The sequence below is a fragment of the Enterococcus sp. DIV0802b genome (genome assembly GCF_050543535.1).
GTDB classification, from domain to species: Bacteria; Bacillota; Bacilli; order Lactobacillales; family Enterococcaceae; genus Enterococcus_D; species Enterococcus_D entomosocium.
The window spans coordinates 3,291,241-3,312,610 of the sequence record NZ_CP172941.1; the positions used below are offsets into that span (position 1 = coordinate 3,291,241).

At 43.2% G+C, this 21,370-nt stretch carries 24 protein-coding genes; 6 read left to right on the forward strand and 18 right to left on the reverse strand.

The features are described from left to right. Positions 1–53: 53 nt before the first annotated feature. Positions 54–353, forward strand: a complete 300-nt coding sequence (locus IGJ12_RS15425) for a hypothetical protein (RefSeq protein ID WP_005233340.1) — start codon at positions 54–56, stop codon at positions 351–353. Between the two features lie 64 nt (positions 354–417). On the opposite strand, the gene IGJ12_RS15430 is transcribed toward IGJ12_RS15425, so the two are convergent. Then, the gene (locus tag IGJ12_RS15430) at positions 418–786 is read right to left on the reverse strand and encodes a winged helix-turn-helix transcriptional regulator (RefSeq protein WP_005233339.1); all 369 of its coding nucleotides are present in this window, start codon (positions 784–786) and stop codon (positions 418–420) included. Positions 787–883: 97 nt separating this feature from the next. Between IGJ12_RS15430 and IGJ12_RS15435 the strand changes: the two genes are divergently transcribed. The 3 genes from IGJ12_RS15435 to IGJ12_RS15445 all read left to right on the forward strand — a co-directional run bounded on the left by IGJ12_RS15435 (position 884) and on the right by IGJ12_RS15445 (position 2,775). After that, positions 884–1,762, forward strand: a complete 879-nt coding sequence (locus tag IGJ12_RS15435) for an aldo/keto reductase (RefSeq protein ID WP_101495169.1) — start codon at positions 884–886, stop codon at positions 1,760–1,762. Positions 1,763–1,801: 39 nt separating this feature from the next. Beyond that, the gene (locus tag IGJ12_RS15440; protein ID WP_005233337.1) at positions 1,802–2,284 is read left to right on the forward strand and encodes a VOC family protein; all 483 of its coding nucleotides are present in this window, start codon (positions 1,802–1,804) and stop codon (positions 2,282–2,284) included. A gap of 161 nt (positions 2,285–2,445) precedes the next feature. Beyond that, a complete protein-coding gene (locus tag IGJ12_RS15445) occupies positions 2,446–2,775 on the forward strand; it encodes an SdpI family protein (protein ID WP_086372407.1) in 330 nt (109 codons plus the stop codon). Positions 2,776–2,808: 33 nt separating this feature from the next. On the opposite strand, the gene IGJ12_RS15450 is transcribed toward IGJ12_RS15445, so the two are convergent. The 8 genes from IGJ12_RS15450 to arcA form a co-directional block, all read right to left on the reverse strand. After that, entirely contained in the window at positions 2,809–3,504 is a 696-nt protein-coding gene (locus IGJ12_RS15450; RefSeq protein ID WP_430619169.1) for a YoaK family protein, read from the reverse strand. 62 nt (positions 3,505–3,566) lie between these two features. Further along, positions 3,567–4,082 carry a VanZ family protein gene (locus IGJ12_RS15455; RefSeq protein ID WP_008380164.1) on the reverse strand — a complete coding sequence of 172 codons (516 nt, stop codon included), beginning with the start codon at positions 4,080–4,082 and terminating at the stop codon, positions 3,567–3,569. A 214-nt stretch (positions 4,083–4,296) separates the two neighbouring features. Beyond that, a complete protein-coding gene (locus tag IGJ12_RS15460; protein ID WP_005233333.1) occupies positions 4,297–4,803 on the reverse strand; it encodes an arginine repressor in 507 nt (168 codons plus the stop codon). Between the two features lie 77 nt (positions 4,804–4,880). Then, a complete protein-coding gene (locus tag IGJ12_RS15465; protein ID WP_008380167.1) occupies positions 4,881–6,332 on the reverse strand; it encodes a YfcC family protein in 1,452 nt (483 codons plus the stop codon). Between the two features lie 44 nt (positions 6,333–6,376). Next, entirely contained in the window at positions 6,377–7,066 is a 690-nt protein-coding gene (locus IGJ12_RS15470; protein ID WP_005233329.1) for a Crp/Fnr family transcriptional regulator, read from the reverse strand. Positions 7,067–7,108: 42 nt separating this feature from the next. Next, entirely contained in the window at positions 7,109–8,044 is a 936-nt protein-coding gene (gene arcC / locus IGJ12_RS15475; protein WP_005233327.1) for a carbamate kinase, read from the reverse strand. Positions 8,045–8,061: 17 nt separating this feature from the next. Beyond that, positions 8,062–9,081 carry an ornithine carbamoyltransferase gene (gene argF, locus IGJ12_RS15480; protein WP_008380172.1) on the reverse strand — a complete coding sequence of 340 codons (1,020 nt, stop codon included), beginning with the start codon at positions 9,079–9,081 and terminating at the stop codon, positions 8,062–8,064. A gap of 19 nt (positions 9,082–9,100) precedes the next feature. Further along, positions 9,101–10,324 (reverse strand): arginine deiminase, encoded by a 1,224-nt coding sequence (gene arcA, locus IGJ12_RS15485; RefSeq protein ID WP_008380174.1) that lies wholly within the window; start codon positions 10,322–10,324, stop codon positions 9,101–9,103. A gap of 391 nt (positions 10,325–10,715) precedes the next feature. Here arcA and IGJ12_RS15490 point away from each other — a divergent pair, with 391 nt between their 5' ends. Further along, the gene (locus tag IGJ12_RS15490) at positions 10,716–12,521 is read left to right on the forward strand and encodes a M3 family oligoendopeptidase (RefSeq protein ID WP_034872886.1); all 1,806 of its coding nucleotides are present in this window, start codon (positions 10,716–10,718) and stop codon (positions 12,519–12,521) included. A 47-nt stretch (positions 12,522–12,568) separates the two neighbouring features. On the opposite strand, the gene IGJ12_RS15495 is transcribed toward IGJ12_RS15490, so the two are convergent. The 9 genes from IGJ12_RS15495 to IGJ12_RS15535 all read right to left on the reverse strand — a co-directional run bounded on the left by IGJ12_RS15495 (position 12,569) and on the right by IGJ12_RS15535 (position 20,311). After that, on the reverse strand, positions 12,569–13,036 hold the full coding sequence (locus IGJ12_RS15495; RefSeq protein WP_430619170.1) for a TspO/MBR family protein: 468 nt from the start codon (positions 13,034–13,036) through the stop codon (positions 12,569–12,571). Positions 13,037–13,162: 126 nt separating this feature from the next. Then, the gene (celB, locus tag IGJ12_RS15500; protein ID WP_008380179.1) at positions 13,163–14,518 is read right to left on the reverse strand and encodes a PTS cellobiose transporter subunit IIC; all 1,356 of its coding nucleotides are present in this window, start codon (positions 14,516–14,518) and stop codon (positions 13,163–13,165) included. A 7-nt stretch (positions 14,519–14,525) separates the two neighbouring features. After that, positions 14,526–15,029, reverse strand: a complete 504-nt coding sequence (locus IGJ12_RS15505) for a hypothetical protein (RefSeq protein ID WP_086332733.1) — start codon at positions 15,027–15,029, stop codon at positions 14,526–14,528. A 15-nt stretch (positions 15,030–15,044) separates the two neighbouring features. Then, positions 15,045–15,359, reverse strand: a complete 315-nt coding sequence (locus IGJ12_RS15510) for a PTS cellobiose transporter subunit IIA (RefSeq protein ID WP_016620318.1) — start codon at positions 15,357–15,359, stop codon at positions 15,045–15,047. Positions 15,360–15,381: 22 nt separating this feature from the next. Then, complete coding sequence (locus IGJ12_RS15515; protein ID WP_087664540.1) at positions 15,382–17,406, reverse strand: BglG family transcription antiterminator; 2,025 nt, start codon at positions 17,404–17,406, stop codon at positions 15,382–15,384. Positions 17,407–17,470: 64 nt separating this feature from the next. Further along, complete coding sequence (locus tag IGJ12_RS15520) at positions 17,471–17,788, reverse strand: PTS cellobiose transporter subunit IIB (protein ID WP_008380187.1); 318 nt, start codon at positions 17,786–17,788, stop codon at positions 17,471–17,473. Positions 17,789–18,085: 297 nt separating this feature from the next. Then, on the reverse strand, positions 18,086–18,925 hold the full coding sequence (locus IGJ12_RS15525; RefSeq protein ID WP_008380189.1) for a glycosyltransferase family 8 protein: 840 nt from the start codon (positions 18,923–18,925) through the stop codon (positions 18,086–18,088). A gap of 222 nt (positions 18,926–19,147) precedes the next feature. Further along, a complete protein-coding gene (locus IGJ12_RS15530; protein ID WP_005233313.1) occupies positions 19,148–19,669 on the reverse strand; it encodes an NADPH-dependent FMN reductase in 522 nt (173 codons plus the stop codon). Positions 19,670–19,705: 36 nt separating this feature from the next. Continuing rightward, on the reverse strand, positions 19,706–20,311 hold the full coding sequence (locus IGJ12_RS15535) for an NADPH-dependent FMN reductase (RefSeq protein WP_082741533.1): 606 nt from the start codon (positions 20,309–20,311) through the stop codon (positions 19,706–19,708). Between the two features lie 201 nt (positions 20,312–20,512). On the opposite strand from IGJ12_RS15535, the gene IGJ12_RS15540 reads away from it, so the two are divergent. Further along, positions 20,513–21,358 (forward strand): MarR family transcriptional regulator, encoded by an 846-nt coding sequence (locus tag IGJ12_RS15540; RefSeq protein ID WP_430619171.1) that lies wholly within the window; start codon positions 20,513–20,515, stop codon positions 21,356–21,358. Positions 21,359–21,370 lie beyond the last annotated feature (12 nt).

Genomic DNA, 21,370 nt, shown 5'->3' on the forward strand with positions numbered 1-21,370 from the left:
GTCATTTAATTAATATACTTAATTAAGCATATTAATTAAAAAGGAGAATCACTTTGGAAAAAGTTGTCTTTATTGATCGTTCTACTTTAGCTGGAAGTCTGATTAAAATTTTCGCCCGCAACATCCAAATGCTGTCCGAGGATCAAATCAGCGTGACTGTTGTGACACCAGAACGTCTGATGAATTATCGTTTTTCGCAAGAAAAAATCGTTTTGGTCGATCCTTTGCTTTCTTTAACAGATCCGATGATCAAGCAGGCCATCCCGCCGCGAATCAAGCGCCTGTCATTTCCCATCAATCATTACAGCGGCATGAATGCTGAAGCCATTCTAGAATTGATCCAACAAGCATAACCTAAAAAAGGCCGACGGAAACCAATGGTTTCTGCCGGCCTTTTCTCATGCCACTTGCCCTCTGCTAGACAATCGCCTCTTCTTGTTCTAACAAAGTAACTTGTTCTCCTTTGTCTTGTAGCGCAGCGACGTGCATCGTGCCCCACTGGCAAAGGGTATCCAATAAGCCGCCTAACGTTTCTCCATATTCACTCAAGGAATACTCAACTTTGGGTGGTACTTGATTATAGGATTTGCGGGTAACGATATCAGACTCTTCTAGTTCCCGCAATTGCTGCGTCAACATTTTTTGACTGATGCCAGGAATTTTTCGTCGTAAATCACTAGGACGCAATGCCCCATGGCGTAAATTACAAAGAATGATTGGTTTCCATTTCCCGCCGATGACATCCATCGTTGCTTCTACACCGATATTATAAATTTTTTCTTCCATTTTTTTCACCTCATCAAGTCTGAAAACACACAAATGTTACCAAAAGGTGTGTATCAAACAAAAAAGTACGTACTATGCAACCTTACCTCCTCATTATATGATGATTACAGAAAAAAATAAAGGAGATGTTTTTATGATCGAAAAATTATCGGATACCGTTACACTGAACAACGGCAGCAAAATCCCCGGTTTGGGGCTAGGTGTCTTTCAAATCCCTGAAACTGAAACAGCAGAGGTCGTGAAACAGGCCATTATCAATGGGTATCGCCTGATTGATACGGCGGCTATTTACGGCAACGAAACAGGAACAGGGGAAGGAATCAAACAAGGCTTACAAGAAACGGGGTTGGCTCGTGAAGAACTCTTTGTCACTTCCAAACTTTGGAACGATCACTTAACTTATGATGAAACGATCCATGCTTTCAATGAGAGTTTGGCCCGCTTAAACCTCGAGTATCTCGACTTGTACTTGATCCATTGGCCGGGAAACCAGGCATTTCAAGAGTCATGGCGCGCATTGGAAGACTTGTATGCCGCTGGAAAAATCAAAGCAATCGGGGTCAGCAACTTCCAGATTCATCACTTGGAGCAACTATTGGCCGCTGCTAAGGTCGTTCCTGTCGTCAATCAGATCGAACTGCATCCCAAACTTACGCAGCAAGACCTGCGGGACTTTTGTGCTGAAAAGGGGATTGCGATCCAAGCTTGGTCACCTTTGATGCAAGGCAAACTGCTGAAAGAGGAAACCGTCTTGGCGATCGCCGATGCACAGCAAAAATCAGCGGCACAAGTGCTTTTACGCTGGGCTATCCAACAAGGAATCTTAGTCAATGTCAAATCGACACACCCTGAGCGAATGCGCGCCAATGCAGCGATTTTTGATTTCCATTTATCAGAAGATGAAATGGCCCGCTTGAACGCATTAAATGAGGACCTGCGAGTGGGTCCAGATCCAGACACATTCGATTTTCATTAACCAAACGATATACTAAACAAAACCTTAGGAGGAAGTATAATGACAAACACAAACACAGGATTTTCAATGGTTAACCACGTGGGAATCACCGTCAGCAATCTCGAACGTTCCATTCAATTTTATGAAGCATTAACTGGAAAGAAAATCGCTAATCAAGATACGATCGGTGGCAAACGAATGGCGCAAACGCAAGGTTTAGAGGATACATTGATCAAATACGCCAATCTTCATTTAGACAATCTCAACATCGACCTTTTAGAATACGTCGAACCAAAATCCAACAAAGCTAGCTATTCCAATGAGCAAATCAGTGCCATGCATCTTTGTTTTGAAGTCGAAAATATTGATGAAGCCGTTGCTCGTCTAAAAGCCATCGGGGTTGAACCTGACGGTACCCCAATCGTTTTTGAAGAACAAGATGGTTTAAAAAGCGGCTTCGGGACAGGTGTTGCCTACTTTACAGATCCAGATGGCACCAATCTTGAACTGATTGCACCAAAAGGACCATTTCAACGCGGATAATTGAAAAAGGGATGGCGACTTATAGCGCCCTCCCTTTTTATTTACGCAAAACTATCTATTTTTTCAATAGTTCCCCTTCATAGAATCCTTTACAGCGAGTACAATAAATAGATAATCCTTTTTATTCGCTGATTTTCCCAACAAACCTCGCTTGAAAGGAAGTGATCTCGATCGATATTGGTCTTTTGTTGTTGATTTTTACGGGTATTTTTTTCATCGTCTTCCGGTTCTTTTACCGAGAAGAACCCAATTATATATTCGGCTTTCGCACCAAGCGCAGTACAGCCAGTGTCAGCAATTGGCGTTTTTCCCAGCAGTGGTTCTCCCTGTTGGCGATGCTCTTTTTAGGTGCGGTCATTTTGCTGCAGCGCAACGAGCTGATTGAAGAGAAATTTTACCAGATAGCCGTCCTTGGCAGCTATCTTCTGGCAGCACTGCTGGTAGAAATAGCGCTGTATCTCAAAGATTCACGCGCGAGCACCAAAAAGTAAGACAAAAAAGACATTCCGGCGAATGTCTTTTTTCTATTCTTTATTTTGACTGTGGATCGTGATTCCCAACACCAGGGCTAAAATTCCTGAAACCACCCAGATGGTCCGGTGGAATAAGAAAATTCCTAGCAAGCTGCTTAAAACCGCCCCAAAAAAGAAACCGCCGATGATCAAGGAAATAGAAATGATCTTGGGTGTCACTGATCGGTCCTGCTTAAACCCGCGCAAATACAAGTAATCAGCCAGCGAACGTAAATTGCCAGTGGTCATCGTGGTGGCATAGGTCATCCCTGCCAAGCGCCGATAAGCGGCATATTGAATCGCTGCAAAAAAAGATAATCCGGAATCAACCAGGACATTGGGTAAAGAACGCGCAAAAAAGCCCAGAACCAAAATACCGATCGCTTCAAAGATCAACGCAGCATTTTGCCAAACGATCCAACCACCAGTCGGAAAATGATGCTGCAGATAATTCGTCACCACGATCCCCACTAAAAACATACAGATTGGTGGCAGATACCGAAAGGCTTGTTCAAACTGCCCCGTTGAAAGATTGATCCCTAACAAAATAACATTCCCCGACTGCATACTTGCAAACACTTCCCCGTGAAACAAGTAGGTATACGCATCTAAAAAACCGCCAGCCATCGCGAGAAGAATCCCCACCGGCAAGCTTTCATGCACGACAAACTCCGATTTGCTTTTGACACTGCTCAAACTTTTTTCCATTGGTTTCGCCTCTTATTTTTTATACTTTCTGACAGCTTACCACTTAAAAAGCCGACAACTCGTTATGTTTTGCGGCGTTTAGGTGACTTTTTCGATAACTGACAAATCAACCACCCCAAAAGAACGGCGGTCAGTGCTCCAGCTGAATCCAGCATGACATCTTGAAAAAGCGGCGTCCGTCCTCCCGTCAGCATTTGATGGTATTCATCGATCCCAGCATAGCCGGTAGCTGCTAACCAAGCAAAAAAAGCGGCTAGCCAATACGGCGTACGGCGATATACGAGAACGAAGAACAGACTGCCCCCTAAGACAAAATAGGTAAAGAAATGCGCGCCTTTACGAATGAAAAATTCCACAAATGAAAAATAGCCTTTTTCCGCAATACTGATCTCCGAACCAGCATAGGAAAAAGAAATCTTCTCTAGCCACTCTTTCAATGGTTCATTTTTTAAGATTCGTGAAAGCAACCCGATTTGTGATTGCTGCTCATAGGTTTGTGAAGAACTGATAAAGAGGATGACCATAACCGCAAGTGCGATACAAAAGTAAAAATTCGGTTCTTTCAGTAATTTTTTCATAGTTTTCACTCCTCATTTTCCTATCTTACCATTTTCATTTGGTGATGCAACTGTTTTTCCAGCAAACCGTGGTGACATTGCACACACAAAAAGAGTGCTTCCGTGAAGATTAGAAGCACTCTTTCTTTTTAAAAATAGCCATCGGTATGAAAAGCCGTCACCCGTTTGGTTGTGAGATTTTGGGGCTTGTGACGTTCAGCTCCTTCAACGATTCTCAGGGCTGTTTTGCGTTTTTTTCTCCAGTAAACAATGACGAACCCATCTCGTAGCCTTCTACATAATGGTTCAACCGATCGACGACCTCTGCTGCCGCTTCTTGTGACGGCGTGATGATCAATAAAATATCAAACCCTGCAATCGTGCCGACAATTTCTGGTAGCTCCATTTCATCAAGATAATTGGCGATCACATCGGCGCCGTTTTCAGCAGTATGAACGACAACTAAAAAGTCAATCTGCGTAATCTTTTTTAGGTACTCATACATCGAAAACGCAATTCTGTCTTCTAGATCCTGCTCTTTGGATTCAAAGATCGAATAATACGGCCGACCGTTTTTAGCATACGTTTTAGCGATGTTCATTTCCCGCATGTCTCTAGAAATCGTGGCTTGGGTAGCTGAAACATTTTCTTTTTTTAATAAATTCATCAATTCTTCTTGAGACTCAATCCGATGTAGGACAAAGAGTTTTTTGATAATTGCTTGTCGCTCTTTTTTTTTCATTTACTTGATCCGCTCCTCTCAAGTCGCCTCGCTTACTGAAATAGTTGATCCGTCTCGTTCACATCTTGAAACGTAGCTTACAAGAACAACATTGAGAAGATTAAAATGGCAAGATTGGAAATTCCGATAACCAGTAACGGTTTGCGCATAAAGCGGGTCCAAGTGGAATAGTTGACCCGAGCCAGCTCCAATCCCCCCATCACGACGCCAGAAGTTGGTGTGATCAAATTCACTAATCCGCAACCAGCAGTAAAGATCATCACCATGACGTTCGGATTGAGTCCGATGCTTTGCGCCAAGGCCCCCATGATCGGGATCGATACATACGCTAGTCCGGAAGTCGATGGAATCAAGAACGATAAGAGCAGATACAAAATGTAGGCGCCAATCACAAACAGGACAGGTGATAGACCTTCTAAAAGATGGGAAGCCCGATCCAAAATAAACAGATCCAAGTACGTCGTTTGCATAATGTAGGAAGCACCCCGTGCCACAACGATGATCAAGACAACGGATAAAATGTCTTTGACCCCATCGATAAAGTTGGTCACGATTTCTTTTTCTGAGAATCCTTGAATCAACGCAATGATGATACTGATGTAGAAGAACCACATGGCCAAATCACCAAAATACCATTCACCGAAGCTATTGCCGGTCAAAAAGGCGGTCCAACCGTCAAACACATGGATATCAAAGTCGCCCCAAGGAATCAAGGAAACCACCATGATCACAAAGGATAAACCAAAAATCGTCAAAATCAGGCGATGTTTTTGCGTAAACACCAAGGCTTCGTTCGTGTCTTTGACAAAATGTTCTTCCATTTCTTTTTGCTCTTGCAGCGATAAGATCGTGGAGCCTTTGTCGGCTTTGACTTTTTTGGCATAAGACATCACCACAAAGATACAGTATGCGGTCGTGACTAACCAAAGCAATGCCCCGACTACTAAGATCGTGCCATTGTTTGGGGCAATATCGATGCTTCGCAAGGCATCCATCGCAACGCCGGTCGCAAAGGGATTGACGGTGGAGCCAATCACGCCGGCACCAGCACCCAGCATAACGGTTCCTGCTGCGACGATCGTATCAAAACCTGATGCCACCATCGTTATTGCTAATAAGGAATAAAAAGGAATCGTTTCTTCCGCCATTCCATAAGTGGAGCCGCCGATCGAAAACAAGATCATTAAAATCGGAATCAAAATCAACTCATTGCCTTTGAGTTTTTTGACCAAATGCTGAATCCCGGCTTCCAAAGCGCCTGTTCGCGTGACGATATTCAAAAAACCACCCAAACAGAGAATAAACACACAGATCTCGATCGCATCACGAAATCCGTTAAAAGGCGCCATAAAGAAATCAGAAAACTTGGCACCCACCACTTGGCTGACCATCTCTTCTTGGCCTGCTGGTAAAGAAGGCGCAAAAGGCTGCCCTGCTAAGAGCCAGGAAGCGACCGTCAAGGCGATAATGATCAGAAATAAGATACTGAATGATGTCAGCGACTTTTTTTCTTTTTGCTTTTTTTTCATCTGTGTTCCCCCTTTTTTGAATCGATCCTATTTGCTGCCAGCCATTACTTGGCAACATGAGAAAAATAATCTTGGTCATAAATAATGAGTTCTTTGTAGCGATAATAAATCTTTCTTTTATGCACGAGCGCCTTGAGCGTTTGACTGACTGTCTCTCGCGTCGTTCCACTGTACTTGGCTATATCATTGATAAAAACTGGAAAAGGGATGCGAATCTGCTCACCTTGTGTCTGCCCATGCTCGATCATCAAAAGACCAATCGTATTAACGACTCTTGTTTGCGCGCTGGAGGTGACACAATACTCGACACGGCGTCTTTGCTTTTCCAACTGCCGGCTCATTTGCTGATTGAGCCACAGCAACTGACTTGTAGACGAAACGACTAGCGGTTCAAACAGTGACATCGCTGCAAACTGCACGACAATGTCTGTTGCAGCGAATGCCGATACATCATAGTTGTCTCTTTCAAACAAGCCAATCAAAGGAAATAACTGATCTGGCCCAACAAAATCTACATAACAATAGGAATCAGTTCCGTCGGTCTTTTCGATCCGCACAAGTCCTTCTATCACAAGGAATATCCGATCTCTTACGTCGCCTTCATAAAAAAGCACTTGACCTTTTTTGTACGTACGGCAGTAAATATGCTCTTTCAAACGCTGCTGATTTTCTTCTTCCAGCCATTGAAAGCTGTTCGCTCTTGTTGATGGATCTTTTATTTGGTGGTCGATCATTTTTCTCACTCCAATGTTTTGGGTCTTGCTTTGCTGCTTCGCTTACTTCCAGGTGATCTGCGTGCCAGCATCATCGATAGCTGCCAGCTTGTCTAAAGAAGTAATCACTGCCCGTTTTTCCGCCCCCATTTTGACAAAGTTCAAAGCGGCTTGTACTTTCGGCAACATACTACCTGGTGAAAAATGGCCTTCATCGACATAGGTTTCCAATTCCGCGGCGGTCACATGATCCAACCACTGCTCACTTTCCTTGCCAAAGTTCAAAGCGATTTTTTCTACGCCCGTTAAAATGATCAGCTGATCCGCATCGACTAATCGAGCCAATTTTTCAGAAGCAAAATCTTTATCGATCACGGCTTCAACACCCAGGCCATTGTCTAGCACGGGAATGCCGCCGCCTCCTGCACAAATGACGATCGTGTTTTGTTCAATCAGCGCTTTGATGCTGGCAACTTCTTGGATCGCTTGTGGTGCAGGACTAGCCACGACTTTCCGCCAGCCACGACCAGCATCTTCCCGGTAGATGGCATCTGAAGCCGCCATGGCTTCTTTGGCAGCCGTTTCCGTTAAGAACGGCCCGATTGGTTTTGTCGGATGGGCAAATGCTGGATCTTGGGCATCGACTGTAATTTCCGTGACCACAGTCACCACCGGCTTCGCTATTTGTGCTGCTTTCAACTGGATTCTCAGCTCATTTTGCAACCAATAGCCAATACTGCCTTGGGTCATGGCGACACAGGTATCTAAAGGCATTGCTGGGTTTTTGCTAGAATCGCTCGCTTGCTGCTGCAAAACCAGGTTTCCCACTTGGGGACCATTCCCATGAGTAATGATCAAATTGACGTCTTTTCGGATCAAGGGAATCAGGTAGTCCACGGTCTGTTTGAGTCGCTCTTTTTGCCCTTTGGCACTGGCATCTTCTGCTAAGATGGCGTTGCCGCCAAGGGCGACAACGATCGTTGGTTTCTTTTCACTCATCTGCTCACTGCTCCTTCTCACACTCTAGGAATAAATAGATCGCCTAATGTTACTGCCATGATCGCTTTGATCGAGTGCATCCGGTTTTCAGCCTCTTCAAATTGACGACCCCAGTGACTACGGAAAATATCGTCTGTGATCTCCATTTCAGAAATGCCAAATTTTTCTTCGATCATTTTTCCATACGTCGTATTCGTATCATGGAACGCTGGCAAGCAGTGCAGCACGATCAAGCCATCGTCTTGTTTTCCGGTGGCCATCACCATTTCGCGGTTGATCTGGTAATCTTTCAACAGCTTCACCCGCTCTTCGAACTGGTCTTCTTCCCCCATTGACACCCAAACATCGGTATACAAGACGTCTGCATCTTTGACGCCTTTTTGGATATCATCTGTTACCATCAACTGACTGCCAGATTCTTTAGCAAATTTGTTGGCATAGTCTGTCACTTCTTGCGCTGGGAAAAGTTCTTTTGGTGCACAGATACGAACGTTGACCCCTAAAATTGCCCCCGTCACTAACAAACTATTCGCCATATTGTTCCGGCCGTCGCCCACATAAACTAGCGTAATGTTTTCCAAGGTGCCGAAGTTTTCTTTGATGGTCATAAAGTCAGCGATCATTTGGGTTGGGTGCCATTCATCGGTTAAGCCATTCCAAACAGGAACACCGGAGAATTTGGCTAAATCTTCAACGACTTGTTGACTGAATCCACGAAACTCAATACCGTCAAACATGCTGCCTAAAACTTTTGCTGTATCTTCGACAGATTCTTTTTTGCCTAGCTGAATATCATTCGCGCCTAAAAATTCTGGATGGGCACCAAGATCGATGGCAGCTGTCGTAAAGGCCGCCCGTGTCCGAGTCGATGTTTTTTCAAACAAAAGGGCAATGTTCTTGCCTTCTAAATAACGATGAGAAATATTTTGTTTTTTCAATTGTTTTAAATAGATTGAAAAATCAATGAGGTATTCTAACTCGGCTTTCGTAAAATCTTTTTCTGCTAAAAAACTTCTTCCTTTAAATACTTGTTCCATCGATGATTCCTCCTCTGATTTAAATATCTTCTCTAACAAATGGCATGCTCATGCAACGAGGACCGCCACGACCACGAACCAATTCACTGCCGGAGATTTTGTGCAATTTGATACCGGCTTCTGCCAACTTCTGATTGGTGATGGTATTGCGGTCATATACGACGACTTCGCCAGGTGCGATCGTCAAGGTATTGGAACCGTCATTCCATTGTTCCCGAGCTGCTGCAATCAAATCACTGCCGCCGCAACGAATCAATTCAACCGTATTTAGTTCTAGATAGCGACATAAAATATTTTCCAACGTGTCCTTTTCTTCTTTGATCGTCACCCCATCACCTGCTCGTGAGATTGAATAAACCGTCAGCTCTCCTTCGATTTCTGGATGGATCGTAAACTTGTCATGATCGACCATTGTAAATACCGTATCTAAATGCATGAATTTGCGCTCTTGACCAATGTCAAACGCTAGAACATACTCAAAGCTTGGCTCATTTTCGAACACTTTGCGGGCCAGCTGCTCAATCGAAGCGGCATCCGTTCGTTGCGAGATACCAATCGCCAACACATGTTTTGACAGAACTAATTCGTCGCCACCTTCGATGCGGGTTGGTTGGGCGCGATCATAAAGCATATGAGGCGGATTTTGCTGGAACATTGGATGATGAGCAAAAATATATTTGCCGTATAACGTTTCGCGCCGTCTTGTTTCTGAATACATGCGATTCAAGGATACTCCGTTACCAATCGTCGCAAAGGGATCTCGTGTAAAATACAAATTCGGCATTGGATCGATCAGAAATGGGTATTGATCATCCACGGTCCCAGCGAGGCTCTGGGTATTTGGCAGCTCCAGTTCATTTTTGGCTAAACCAGCCATAGTTTTGTCGATCAGTTCCCGATCATTGTCACAAGACATAAAATAATCCGTGACTTCTTTAATGATCTCAGAACTTTGGATTGTAGTTTCCGCTAAATAATCCTTGAGAAATTGCTGTTTGATTTCTGGTGACGTGAGCGATTCAGCAGCTAAATCTTCTAGATACAACACCTCCACATCATTTTGACGTAGGACTTCCGCAAACCGATCATGTTCTGCTCTGGCTTGTTCCAAAAAAGGAATATCATCAAATAGCAGGCGGTTCAAATGATCAGGAACAAGGTTCTCCAATTCCCGACCAGGGCGGTGAAGCATGACTTGCTTCAATCGTCCAATCTCTGAAAAAACATGAATAGCATTTGGCATTTTTCTTCCTCCTTCTTCTGTTTACACCTCTATGCTACCTAATTGTATACGCTTTCGCAGTGGTATATTTCGTGTTCTTTTCGCAAAGGATTTGGCATTATGCATGAAAAAGCGAATATCGCTCATCAGGCGTTTTTTTACTCGCTGTTTTTTTTCATATGTAATATTTATCCATCGATTTTTTTCTAAGAATTTGATGAGGATGTGATAGTTTTTTTATTTTTGACGTTTTTCCGCCCTATCAATAGATCAAGGAGTTATACATTCCATTTTTTGTTTTTGGTACAGTTTCATCAAGAACCCTTATTTCATAAGGATTCTGATGGTTGCGACCAAATTTCGTTATGCTATACTTAATAAGATCGAAGGAAAAGAAAGGGGTTTGATAGGAATGACCTATTCAATCAATTGGAATCTGGAAACAATCTTTCCGGGAGGCAGCGATTCTGTTCAATTAAAAGAACGCATGAGCCAACTGGAAGAACAAATTGCAAATTACCGAACAACAGTCGATGCATGGTCGCCCAACAGCGAAGACGATGCAGCAAAATTAGAAGAGTTACTTGATTTATCCGCAACTATTAGTCAAGGATTTTCACAATGCGGCAGCTTTATCAATGCCTTGCTTTCAGCGAATGTCAATGACAGCAAAGCCAAAATCCTGACGGGTGACCTCTACGCAAAATTGCCAGCACTGCAAGCAGCACAAACCGTTTTCTCGAAAAAATTGACAGAAATTTCTGAGGATGATTGGACAGCACTAGTTAAAGCGGAAAACTTAGCACCTGTCGCTTTTCGTTTAAGCGAGATTCGCCGCGACGGCAAAGAATTGTTATCCGAAGCAGAAGAGACCATCATCAATACTTTAAATTTAGATGGCTTGAATGCTTGGAGCCAACATTACGATACGATCGTTGCCTCGATCGAAATTCCTTTCCTGCAAGAAGACGGCACGACGATCAAGTTTTCAGCTGGTCAAGCCTTCAATAAAATGATGGGTGATCCTGATCCGGAAGTTCGTGCGCGTTTATTCGACACTTGGGAAAAGACGTGGGCAGAAAAAGAAGACCTCTTTGCGGATACCTTGAACCACTTAGACGGTTTCCGCCTTTCTACCTTCAAACTTCACGGTGTCACTGATTACTTGAAGGAACCATTAGAATACAATCGTCTGCAAAAAGCGACATTGGATGCTATGTGGGGCACGATCCAAAAGAACAAACAGCCGATCGTTGATTTCTTGACCCGCAAAGCGCAGCTTTTCGGCAAAGAAAAAATGGAATGGCAAGACCAAGATGCGCCAATCATCCTTGGCGATATGGAAGAAAGAACCTACACCTTTGATGAAGCAGCTGACTTCATTTTGACCAACTTCCGTAAGTTCAGCCCAAAAATGGCTGACTTTGCCCAAGTCGCTTTTGAAAAAAGCTGGATCGAAGCAGAAGATCGTCCCGGCAAACGTCCTGGCGGCTATTGCACCAGCTTGCCAGAAACCAAAGAATCACGTATTTTCATGACCTACAGCAATTCTGTCAACGAAGTAGCGACGCTTGCCCATGAGCTCGGTCACGCTTTTCACAGCAGCGTTCTTTGGGAGCTGCCAGAATTAAACCGCAACTATGCCATGAACGTTGCCGAAACAGCAAGTACCTTTGCTGAATTGATCGTTGCTGATGCAACCCTCAAAGAAGCAACGACAAAAGAAGAAAAAATCAATCTATTGGATGCTAAAATGCAAAATGCGATCGCGATGTTCATGAACATCCACGCACGTTTTATTTTTGAGAACAGCTTCTATCAAGCTCGTCAAAAGGGCTTGGTTTCAGCGGAACAAATCACGGAAATGATGACTGCGGCGCAAAAAGAAAGCTATGCGGATGGGTTAGCGACTTATCACCCACATTTCTGGGCAGCCAAATTGCACTTCTTTATTGACGATGTGCCGTTCTACAACTTCCCTTATACCTTTGGTTACCTCTTTAGTATGGGGATCTACGCGTATGCCAATGAAAAAGGGTCTAGCTTTGAAGAAGAATACATTGCTTTATTGCAAGATACTGCTTCAATGACGACGGAAGAACTGGCGCAAAAACACCTTGGTGTCGATTTAACGAAACCAGACTTCTGGCAAGCAGGGATCGACATGGTCCTAAAAGATGTTGCCAGCTTTATGGAATTGACTGAAGACTATATCTAAAAGAAAAAACCCTCTTCCAACAAGACGCTTGGAAGAGGGTTTTTCTATCAGGCATTCAATAAAGTTAAGCCAATCGTTAAGTAGCCGGCGTATAAACACCAAATCAAATAAGGAATAAACAAGTACATCGCTTTTTTGTCGATGCGAGCAAAAAGGATCATACAAATAATCACTGATAACACTAACAAGACAATAATGACCGTTCCTGCCCAGTAAGCATTCCAGCCAAAGAAAACGATACTCCAAAAGAAGTTTAATACTTGCTGGATCGCAAAGAAGATGTAGGCATTCTTTTTAAGCGCTGGATTGACTTTGGCGACGATCAACAGATACAACGCCGCTCCCATAAAGGCATACAAAATCGTCCAAACGATCCCAATGATCCCGCCAGGAGGGGCTAAAAAGGGTTTTTCCATTTGCGCATACGTTCCGGCAATGTCCCCTGCAAACAAACTCGAGATGATTCCTGTTGCTTCAATGCCGATCACACAGACCAGCCAAATTAAAAATTTCATGTTCTCCACTCCTTCTTTTTTTCATAACTCACTAGTTTCATCGTACCATCGAATCGAAAAAAAGCAGAATAGAACGCTTAAAAAAAGAAACGGCCGTGTGGACGTTTCTTTCTTATTCCTTTCGATTTATGCTGCTTGTTCCCCTTCTTGGGCTTCTTGCTTGACTAGGCCTGCGTCATAAGAACGAGCGAATGGGAAGTAGATCAAAAAGGCAACGCCTGCACATAAGAAAGCACAAACTGCGGCTTTCCAATCGCCTCCACTTCCAATAAATGCGCCGATGCCGATTGGAGAAGGCCATGGCATTTGGGCGATCATCGGTCGAATGATTTCCAATTCGATCGCAAAATAGGCAATCGATGCGGATGCCATCGGTGCTAAGAAAAAGGGAATCGCTAAGAAAGGATTATAAATCAAAGGAATCCCGAAAATCAACGGCTCGTTAATATTGAATAATGCTGGAATGATCGAAGCTTTTCCTAACACTCTTAATTGTTTTGATTTCGCCAGATAAACCAAGAATAAAGCGAGACCTAGCGTTGCCCCTGAACCACCGACGGTCACATACGCATTGTTAAACTCACCAGCTAATGCAAAATTGGCGCCCTCAGCATTGGCTGTCAAATTGCCTAAGGTGATTGGCGTCAATACAGAGAAAATGATATTTGCGCCATGAATCCCTACTAACCATAATGCACTGACTAAAAAGTAAATCACCATCAAACCTAACCAACTGTTGGTCAAATTGGTAACAAACCCAAAAGGTACCGCAATGATTTGGAAAATATCCGTTCCTGCTGCAACTAATGCGCCATTGATGATAAGAACCGTGAAGGCCACAACAAAGGCGGGAATCAATGCTGTAAAGGCACGGGCAACCCCTAATGGGACTTCTTCAGGCATTTTAATGACCCATTTTTTCGTCACACATAAACGGTACAACTGAACGGCCAACACCGCCATAATGATACCGGTAAATATCCCGGTCGTTCCTAAACGCTCCACCCCGTCGCCACCGATCGCCCAGCCATTGATGATAGCATTTTCTTGATCGGTGATCCGTGACATGTTGCCATCCACAATCATCAATTGTGGGATCGACATGAAAAAGGCAAACATCGATAGTAACGCCCCACTCATAGGCGCAAGATCCAACTCTTCTTCTTCCGCATAGATCTTGGTGTATTCATAGCCGAGAACGATACAAAAATATAATGCCAAAAGTCCCATTGTCGTGCTGTTTGCCAGCATATACAATTCACTGACTCTGAAAAAAGTATTATTGAAGAAATCTTCTAAAAAGGTAAAGGTCTGCGGCAATACATTGATAACTAAAAACATCGAGCCAACGATCGTAAAAGGAATCGAAGCCATCCCAGCAGCCATGATGGCACGTACGATTTTGAACTGTGCCACTTTTCCTAACGGTCCCATGACGGCCGTTTCTAAGAGACTGAACAACTTGCTATTTGATTGTTCCATAATGTAACTACTTCCCTTCAATGAGTTTTTGGTATTCTTTAATATATCCATAATACGTATCTTTTTTGTGACGGATCTTATTCACACGCTGCAAACATAGCGCAGCTAACGTTAGCCCCACACTAAGCCAGAGTGTAAGAATGCCTCGATTGTGCAGTGTATTATCAAGAAAAGGAAAAACGAATGAAAACAGAGGAGAGAAGAAACAAACGGCGCATAAAAGGAGATTCATCGTCAGTTGACAAAGATAAAACAAGCGCGTCCACCGCAGTTTTTCTGCTATTTGCTCTGAGTGGCTGCCATAAAGGCGCACGTATTCTCCAATTGCCGAAATAGCCAAAACCAACAGCGCCAGCGGAAGAATCAGGAGTAGGGCATTGCTGGCCATCGCAGCCAATAACCAATAAAGATTTGCAAAGAAAAACACTGCTAATACATACCTTAGAAATAAAAAGCGATTAAACCGAAAATTTTTTTCTGCCATTTTTTTCTGTTGTTCTTGATTGGTCATTTGTTCCCTTCCTTTCTACCGCTCTCGCTGGTATAACGCCAGCATTTCAATCGCCACTTCTCGCAAAGTCATCGTTGTCATTAGATGATCTTGTGCATGGACCATGATAATCTCCATGTCGATTTTTTCGCCGCTGGCGTATTCTTGTAATAAGCCCGTCTGTGCTTTATGGGCCTCTACTAGTGCTTCATTTGCTTGATCCAGTTTTGCTTGTGCTGCTTCAAAAGTTCCTTGGCGCATCTCTTGGAATGCTTCATGAACGATTGTCCGAGCATCCCCGCTGCTAAGAATGATTTGAAAAGCGGTCTCTTGTAATTTTTCTGATTCCATTGTTCTTTCTCCCTTACATGTGCTATATATGTGCTTCTAGGTGATACCCAATAAAACATTTCATAAAATGTTCAAAATCACCACTTGCTATGAGTGCATCTTTAAATGATTCATCTTCAATGATCGGTACTAACAGTTGGCTGATTTTGTTCAATTCTACTTGCCCCAATCGATCAGGGGAAAGTAAGAAAATCAGCTGGATCTGGTCATGCTCGTCATCCCATTTTATGCCTTGTTTTAGTATAGCAACGGCCGCATAAGCATCATTGGTGATCGGTTCAATGGGGTGCGCCACCGCCAAATGATCCGAAAAGGCTACTGAGCTATAGGCTTCTCGTAAAGCAAGCTGCTTGCCTAGCGCTTCTTTCACTGAACGTTTTTCCAAGCCTTCAATTTTCGTCAGCAACTGATCCATAACAGTTGCTTTGTCAGTCTCTTCCTCTATCAGCAGAAAAAGTTCTGAGCGAAAGCTGGTCTCAATCAATTCCCGCTCCTTGTCAGATAAAGATTTCGGCTGTTGTTTCAGTATGCTACCATACTGTTTTTTGATTTTATACTGCTTCAACTGGCGATTGATTTTTTGGATATCTTTTTTATCTAAAAAAACACTGACGGTGACGATGGGGATATTTAGAACCACATCTGGTACTTTGATGGATGAAATGATCAAATCGATCCCTGCTAGTTTTTGTTCACTGATTTCGTAATAGCTGATCATATCTTCAATCACGATTTTTGAACCAAGTTCGTGTTCCAAACGATTTTTTAACATTTGCGAACTACCAATTCCTGTTGCACAGATCACTATGACCTTGGCTTTTTGTTGATTCGCTAAGCGTTCCATCGCAGCAGTTAAATGGATCGTCAAATAGGCAAGCTCTCCTTCGGTCACTCTATAGGGGGCAAAGAAGGGAACATCAGAAAAATGCCGAATCGTTAACTGAAAAAAGTCACTGTAATCTTTTTTGATGGTCTCTAGCAAAGGATTCTCCATACTCGTACCGTTATTCAATCGTTGCAATAAGGGGGTGATATGCATCATCAGCCCTTCTATCAACAGTGGATCTTCGACTAAGCAAAAGCCGGTTTCTTGATCGATTTTATGCAAAACAGCTAACAGCTGTTGTTTGACCTCGTTATCATCTAAATCGATCTGTTCACGGATAGTTTCGGAAACTAGTTTGTTTTTTAAGTGAATGGCGATATAAAAAGCCTCTTCTGGCGGCAAAGCAATGCCCATCTGTTGGCGAATCTTCTCAACGATCTCTATAGCCGACTGGTATTCTGCTTCTTGTTCCAATTCAGGATCCTGCGGATGCAGCTGGATCTCAAAGCCCGACTGCAGCCGTTTTATCGCTAAGCCTATATGCAGAACGATCGTATAGATCATAAAATCAGAGAGTTTCAAAAAGTATTTACGACAGGTGTCCAAGACGATGATCACGATCTCCTCGATCGCTATCCCCTCTAATAGATGTTTGTACATTGAGAATGCATAAAGATTGTCTTGCAGGCGATTCATGAAAAAGTAATTCATGATGAAATGCCGTAGACTGTTTTCAGATCCTTCGACATAAATGCCTTGGCTGGTTCGATGTTTCAACTCGATCGTGTAAGGCTTTAATAATTGCTTGATTTCAACGATATCATTCGAAATCGTCGAGCGTGAAACACATAGATCCGCTGCCAAATCATCAACAAAAACGGGCTTATGCCCAAATAACAATTGATTTAACAAAAAATATTGCCGGTCATTGGCTTCATTGATCGTGGTTAGATCGTCAGCTGTTGGCCTGAGATTGGTCTTCTCTGAATAAAACAGATCAAAGGAACGCTGGTCCGTGATGTTCAAGCGATACCCCTGTCCTTGCTTGGCACAAATTTGACCAATCTTATGGTTCTTCAGGATAAGTCCCAGACCTTGAACGTACTTGCGAGTAGTCCGATCCGAGACCCCCAGTTGATTTGCGATCTGTTTGCTGCTAGTGTATGTGTTGCGGTTTTGGTAGAGCATCTTTAGCATGATGATTTCTTTTTTACTCAACATTATTCATCAACCTTTTTCATCAACCTATTTTCATCTAGCTACTTATTTGAACTGCTTTGAACTGCTATTTGATATTTTGTTCTACCACAGCAGCTAATTTTTCAATGCCCATCGGTATCGGAACATAGGCTTGGGGCGGAATATTTACGATGGGTCGTTGGTACTTGATGGCAGCTTTTTCAAGATTCGCAAAGTACATCTTAGTTTGAGGGCTGACTAAGTATAGGTCGTATTCATCTTTGGCGATCGTGGCTGCTCCTTGAGAGGCAGACGTTGCATCTAGTTCAATTTCTTTTCCTCGCTCTTTAAAATATTCCGTCGTTTTTTTTGCAATGACCGATGAAGACATACCGCCTGCACAGATGATTAATGCTTTTTTCATATAGTTTTCCTCCTTAACAAATACACTCATTTTCACTATCTATGTTCAGTAGCTGCTAAATAGTGGTGTAGTACTGATTTTCCTTACGTTGAATAAATCAGTTGCTCACCTGATTTAGCATGGCAATGGGTTGATAATGTCATCATAATAGATAGCGCTTTCTTTTTGAACACAAGGTGTTTCCTTATCGATGCGGAAGCAAATTAGATGCGTCTACTTGATTTTACAAGAATTCCCTTCAAAAAATGATCGAAAAAAAAGCTTTACCTGTCTTTTGTCCAAGTAAAGCTTTTTTAATCATACGCTCTTTGATTGTTCCTCTTCAAACTTCCGCCGTTCATTTTCTACATATTTGTATAACGAACCGTAGCGGCTGCGATAGCCTTTCTTCCATGGTTTCTCTTTGCCGCAAAAATGCAGCAAAACGGTATGTTCGATGACCCAATCCAAACTCCATTCCCCTAGGCTGATCGTCTCATACGTACGGTTTTTCCGTACATCATAGTTATAGAGCTGATCAGGAATCGCCAGCACCCGATCACCATATAACCCATTCAAAATATCTTGATCCGGCAAAAAGAGGTTCAAATGATTTTTCTCAATGAAGGCTGCGATTTCTGTTTCTTTGACCTCTTGCCGTAGCTGGTGCACATTCATCAGCAAGACACCTGAATTATAGTAGCCTTCTGACTCATAATTGCGCAAACGGACTTTATTGATGACCGTCGTCACTTCTGTCAGCTTGGAATGACTGGCAGCGGCATACAGAAAATCCCCTAACGTCAGCTCATACAAGGGGCGCAAATCATTGATGCACAAAATATCCGCATCCAGATACAGGATTTTTTCCACCTGCTGCGGCAAGTAATTTTGTGCCAACAATCGATAGTAGATTGATTCTGGGTAGCGGTCACTAACTGGTGCCGTTTTAAAGATCGAACCAGAACCGATGATGACGGGATGATAGGTCATCGCCAATTTTTGACAAAAGACCTCTAGCTCTGCACCTTGCCTCAATTCTTTTTCTTGTAAGACATAGACATCGAAAGATGCTGCTGTCGTATGGCGTTTGATTGAATATAACGTTGTTTTTAATTGTTCACTGAATCGATCATCAATCGCAAAAAGTAGATTCATGCTCTTGTTCACTCCTCTGTTACTGGATGCACTCGTTGGGCAAAAAATCGAACGCAGTTGCCCGCATCTTCTGTTCTTCTAGTATACCCGATTTTTAGTCATTCTTTCAGTGAAATAGCCTTTCCAGTGAAAACCATTCCTTGGAAACGCAAAAAAATGCTGCTCCATTCAATGAATGAAACAGCAAATGATCGATGATAAATGGTGACCTCCTAAAACAGATCAGCGAATCGTGGCAAAAGCTTTTGACCACAACAACAATTCATCCAGCATGTCATTGACACCTGCAGCCATGTGCGCACCGGGTTTGAAGGTACTGAAATTTTCAAAATCTGTGAAGAGATTGAAGGCTGGGTTAGTCCGCACGGTGGCAACTTTTTGTTCAGCTAAAACGTTACGCAATTGTTCAGCGGCACGAATCCCACCGCCAGAACCATAACTGACGATCCCAGCTGCTTTATCAAACCATTCTTCCCGTGCAGAGTCTACGGCATTTTTCAAGGAAGCCGCAAAACCGTGGTTGTATTCTTGTACGATGAAGATATAGCCATCTAACTCAGCGATTTTTTTGTTCCATGCCATGTTTGGCTCAGCCGTTCCCATAAACGGTAAATCAAATGCCTTTACATCAACGATCTCAAACTGATGCTCTGACCGTTGAGTAGCAATTTCTTGAATATATGCTCCGACTTGCGGACTTACGCGTCCTTCTCTTGTACTGCCTAAAATAATACCAAATTTCATGATTGGTTCCCCCTAAGTTTGTTTTCGTTTGTTTTTTTAACGATTGGCAAATGTGTCGGCCCAGTCCAGTAATTCCGTCAACATGTCGTTCATTCCCACAGTCATATGCTCGCCAGGAGTAAAGGTGGCAAAGTTTTCAAAATCAGTGAACAAGTTGAAGGCCGGATTGGTGCGCACCGTGGCTACTTTTTGTTCCGCCAAAATCAAGCGAACTTGCTCAGCGGCCCGAATCCCCCCTGCTGAACCATAGCTGACGATTGCTGCTGCTTTGTTGAACCATTCCTCGCGGGCGCTGTCCAACGCATTTTTCAAGGAAGCCGATAGCCCATGATTGTATTCTTGTACGATGAAGATATAGCCGTCTAATTCAGCGATTTTTTCATTCCACGCTTGGTTCGCTTCGCCTGTACCCATAAAGGGCAAGTCGTAGTCTTTGATATCAATGATTTCAAATGAGCGGTCGCTATGTGCTCGTGCTGTTTGTAAAACGTAATTGGCTACTTGCGGACTCACGCGGCCTTCTCTCGTGCTGCCAACGATGATTCCGATTTTTTGCGCTTTTTTCTTTTCCGGAGTGCGATACACCTCTTTAATTACTTCTTTTTCAATTATTTGTTCTTTTTTCCCAAATCCAAAGACCATTCTTTTGTACTCCTTTTATTGTGTTTTCTTTAACGATGGACTCAGCATATCAAACTTACTTTTAGTAAGTCAATCATTTTGCTTACTTTTTGTTAGAAAAAAATCCCAGCTACTTCCTCTTGACATTCGTTCGGCACCGAACTATAATCAACTCATCGATATCATTAGGTACCGAACAATAATTCAAAAGGAGTGTTCTCAATGAGTACAATGACCGATCACTTAATGAAACAGCTTCGTTTTATCAGCGAAGCCAGCAATGCTTTTATGAGTCAAAATAACCAACGCCTTTCTGGACAGCAACGCGTCCTAACCGTTTTAAATTTAGAAGATGGCTTGGTGCAAAATTACCTCGCAGAAGTTTTAGATTTACGGCCAAGTTCCTTGGCAGAACTATTGAAGAAAATGGAAAGCAGTGGGGATATCCAACGCAAAGAAGATGCAGCCGACAAAAGGATCAAACGAATCTTTCTGACAGAGACTGGACGAAAAAAAGCAGAAAAATTACTGGCACAAAAAGAAGCCGCCAGCAGTCAAACGTTTTTTGCTGGGTTAACAGAGGAAGAACAAACCGAATTTGCCCGTCTGCTTGAAAACATCGCCGCTGGGTGGGAAGCTGACTTTCAGCAACAGACGCAACGCTTTATTGACCCGATGGATCGTCTACAAGCTATGCAGGAGATCCGGGAACAGATGATGAAGCAATGGGGTGGAAATTGGCAGGAAATGACGAATGACGATCGCCGAAAAATGAAGCAACAAATGAAAGATACTTGGCAAGATATGGGCGCTGACGAGCGGCGTCAAATGAAAAAGCAGATCAAAGAAGCCATGCGGCAAATGCCATTTCCTGGACACCGCGGCATGTTTGGCAATCGGCCATTTGGGCCATTTGGGCCATTTGATAGTAGCGAGGCGAATGATCCACGGGACACATCGGGAAAAGGCAACTTTTTTGATGCCTACGGGTTTGGACAAGACCGCAAAGCAAGACCTGATTCCGCTTCTAAAGACGAAGCAGCCGAAGATGATTGGCAGGATTTCTAATAGCACCTAATG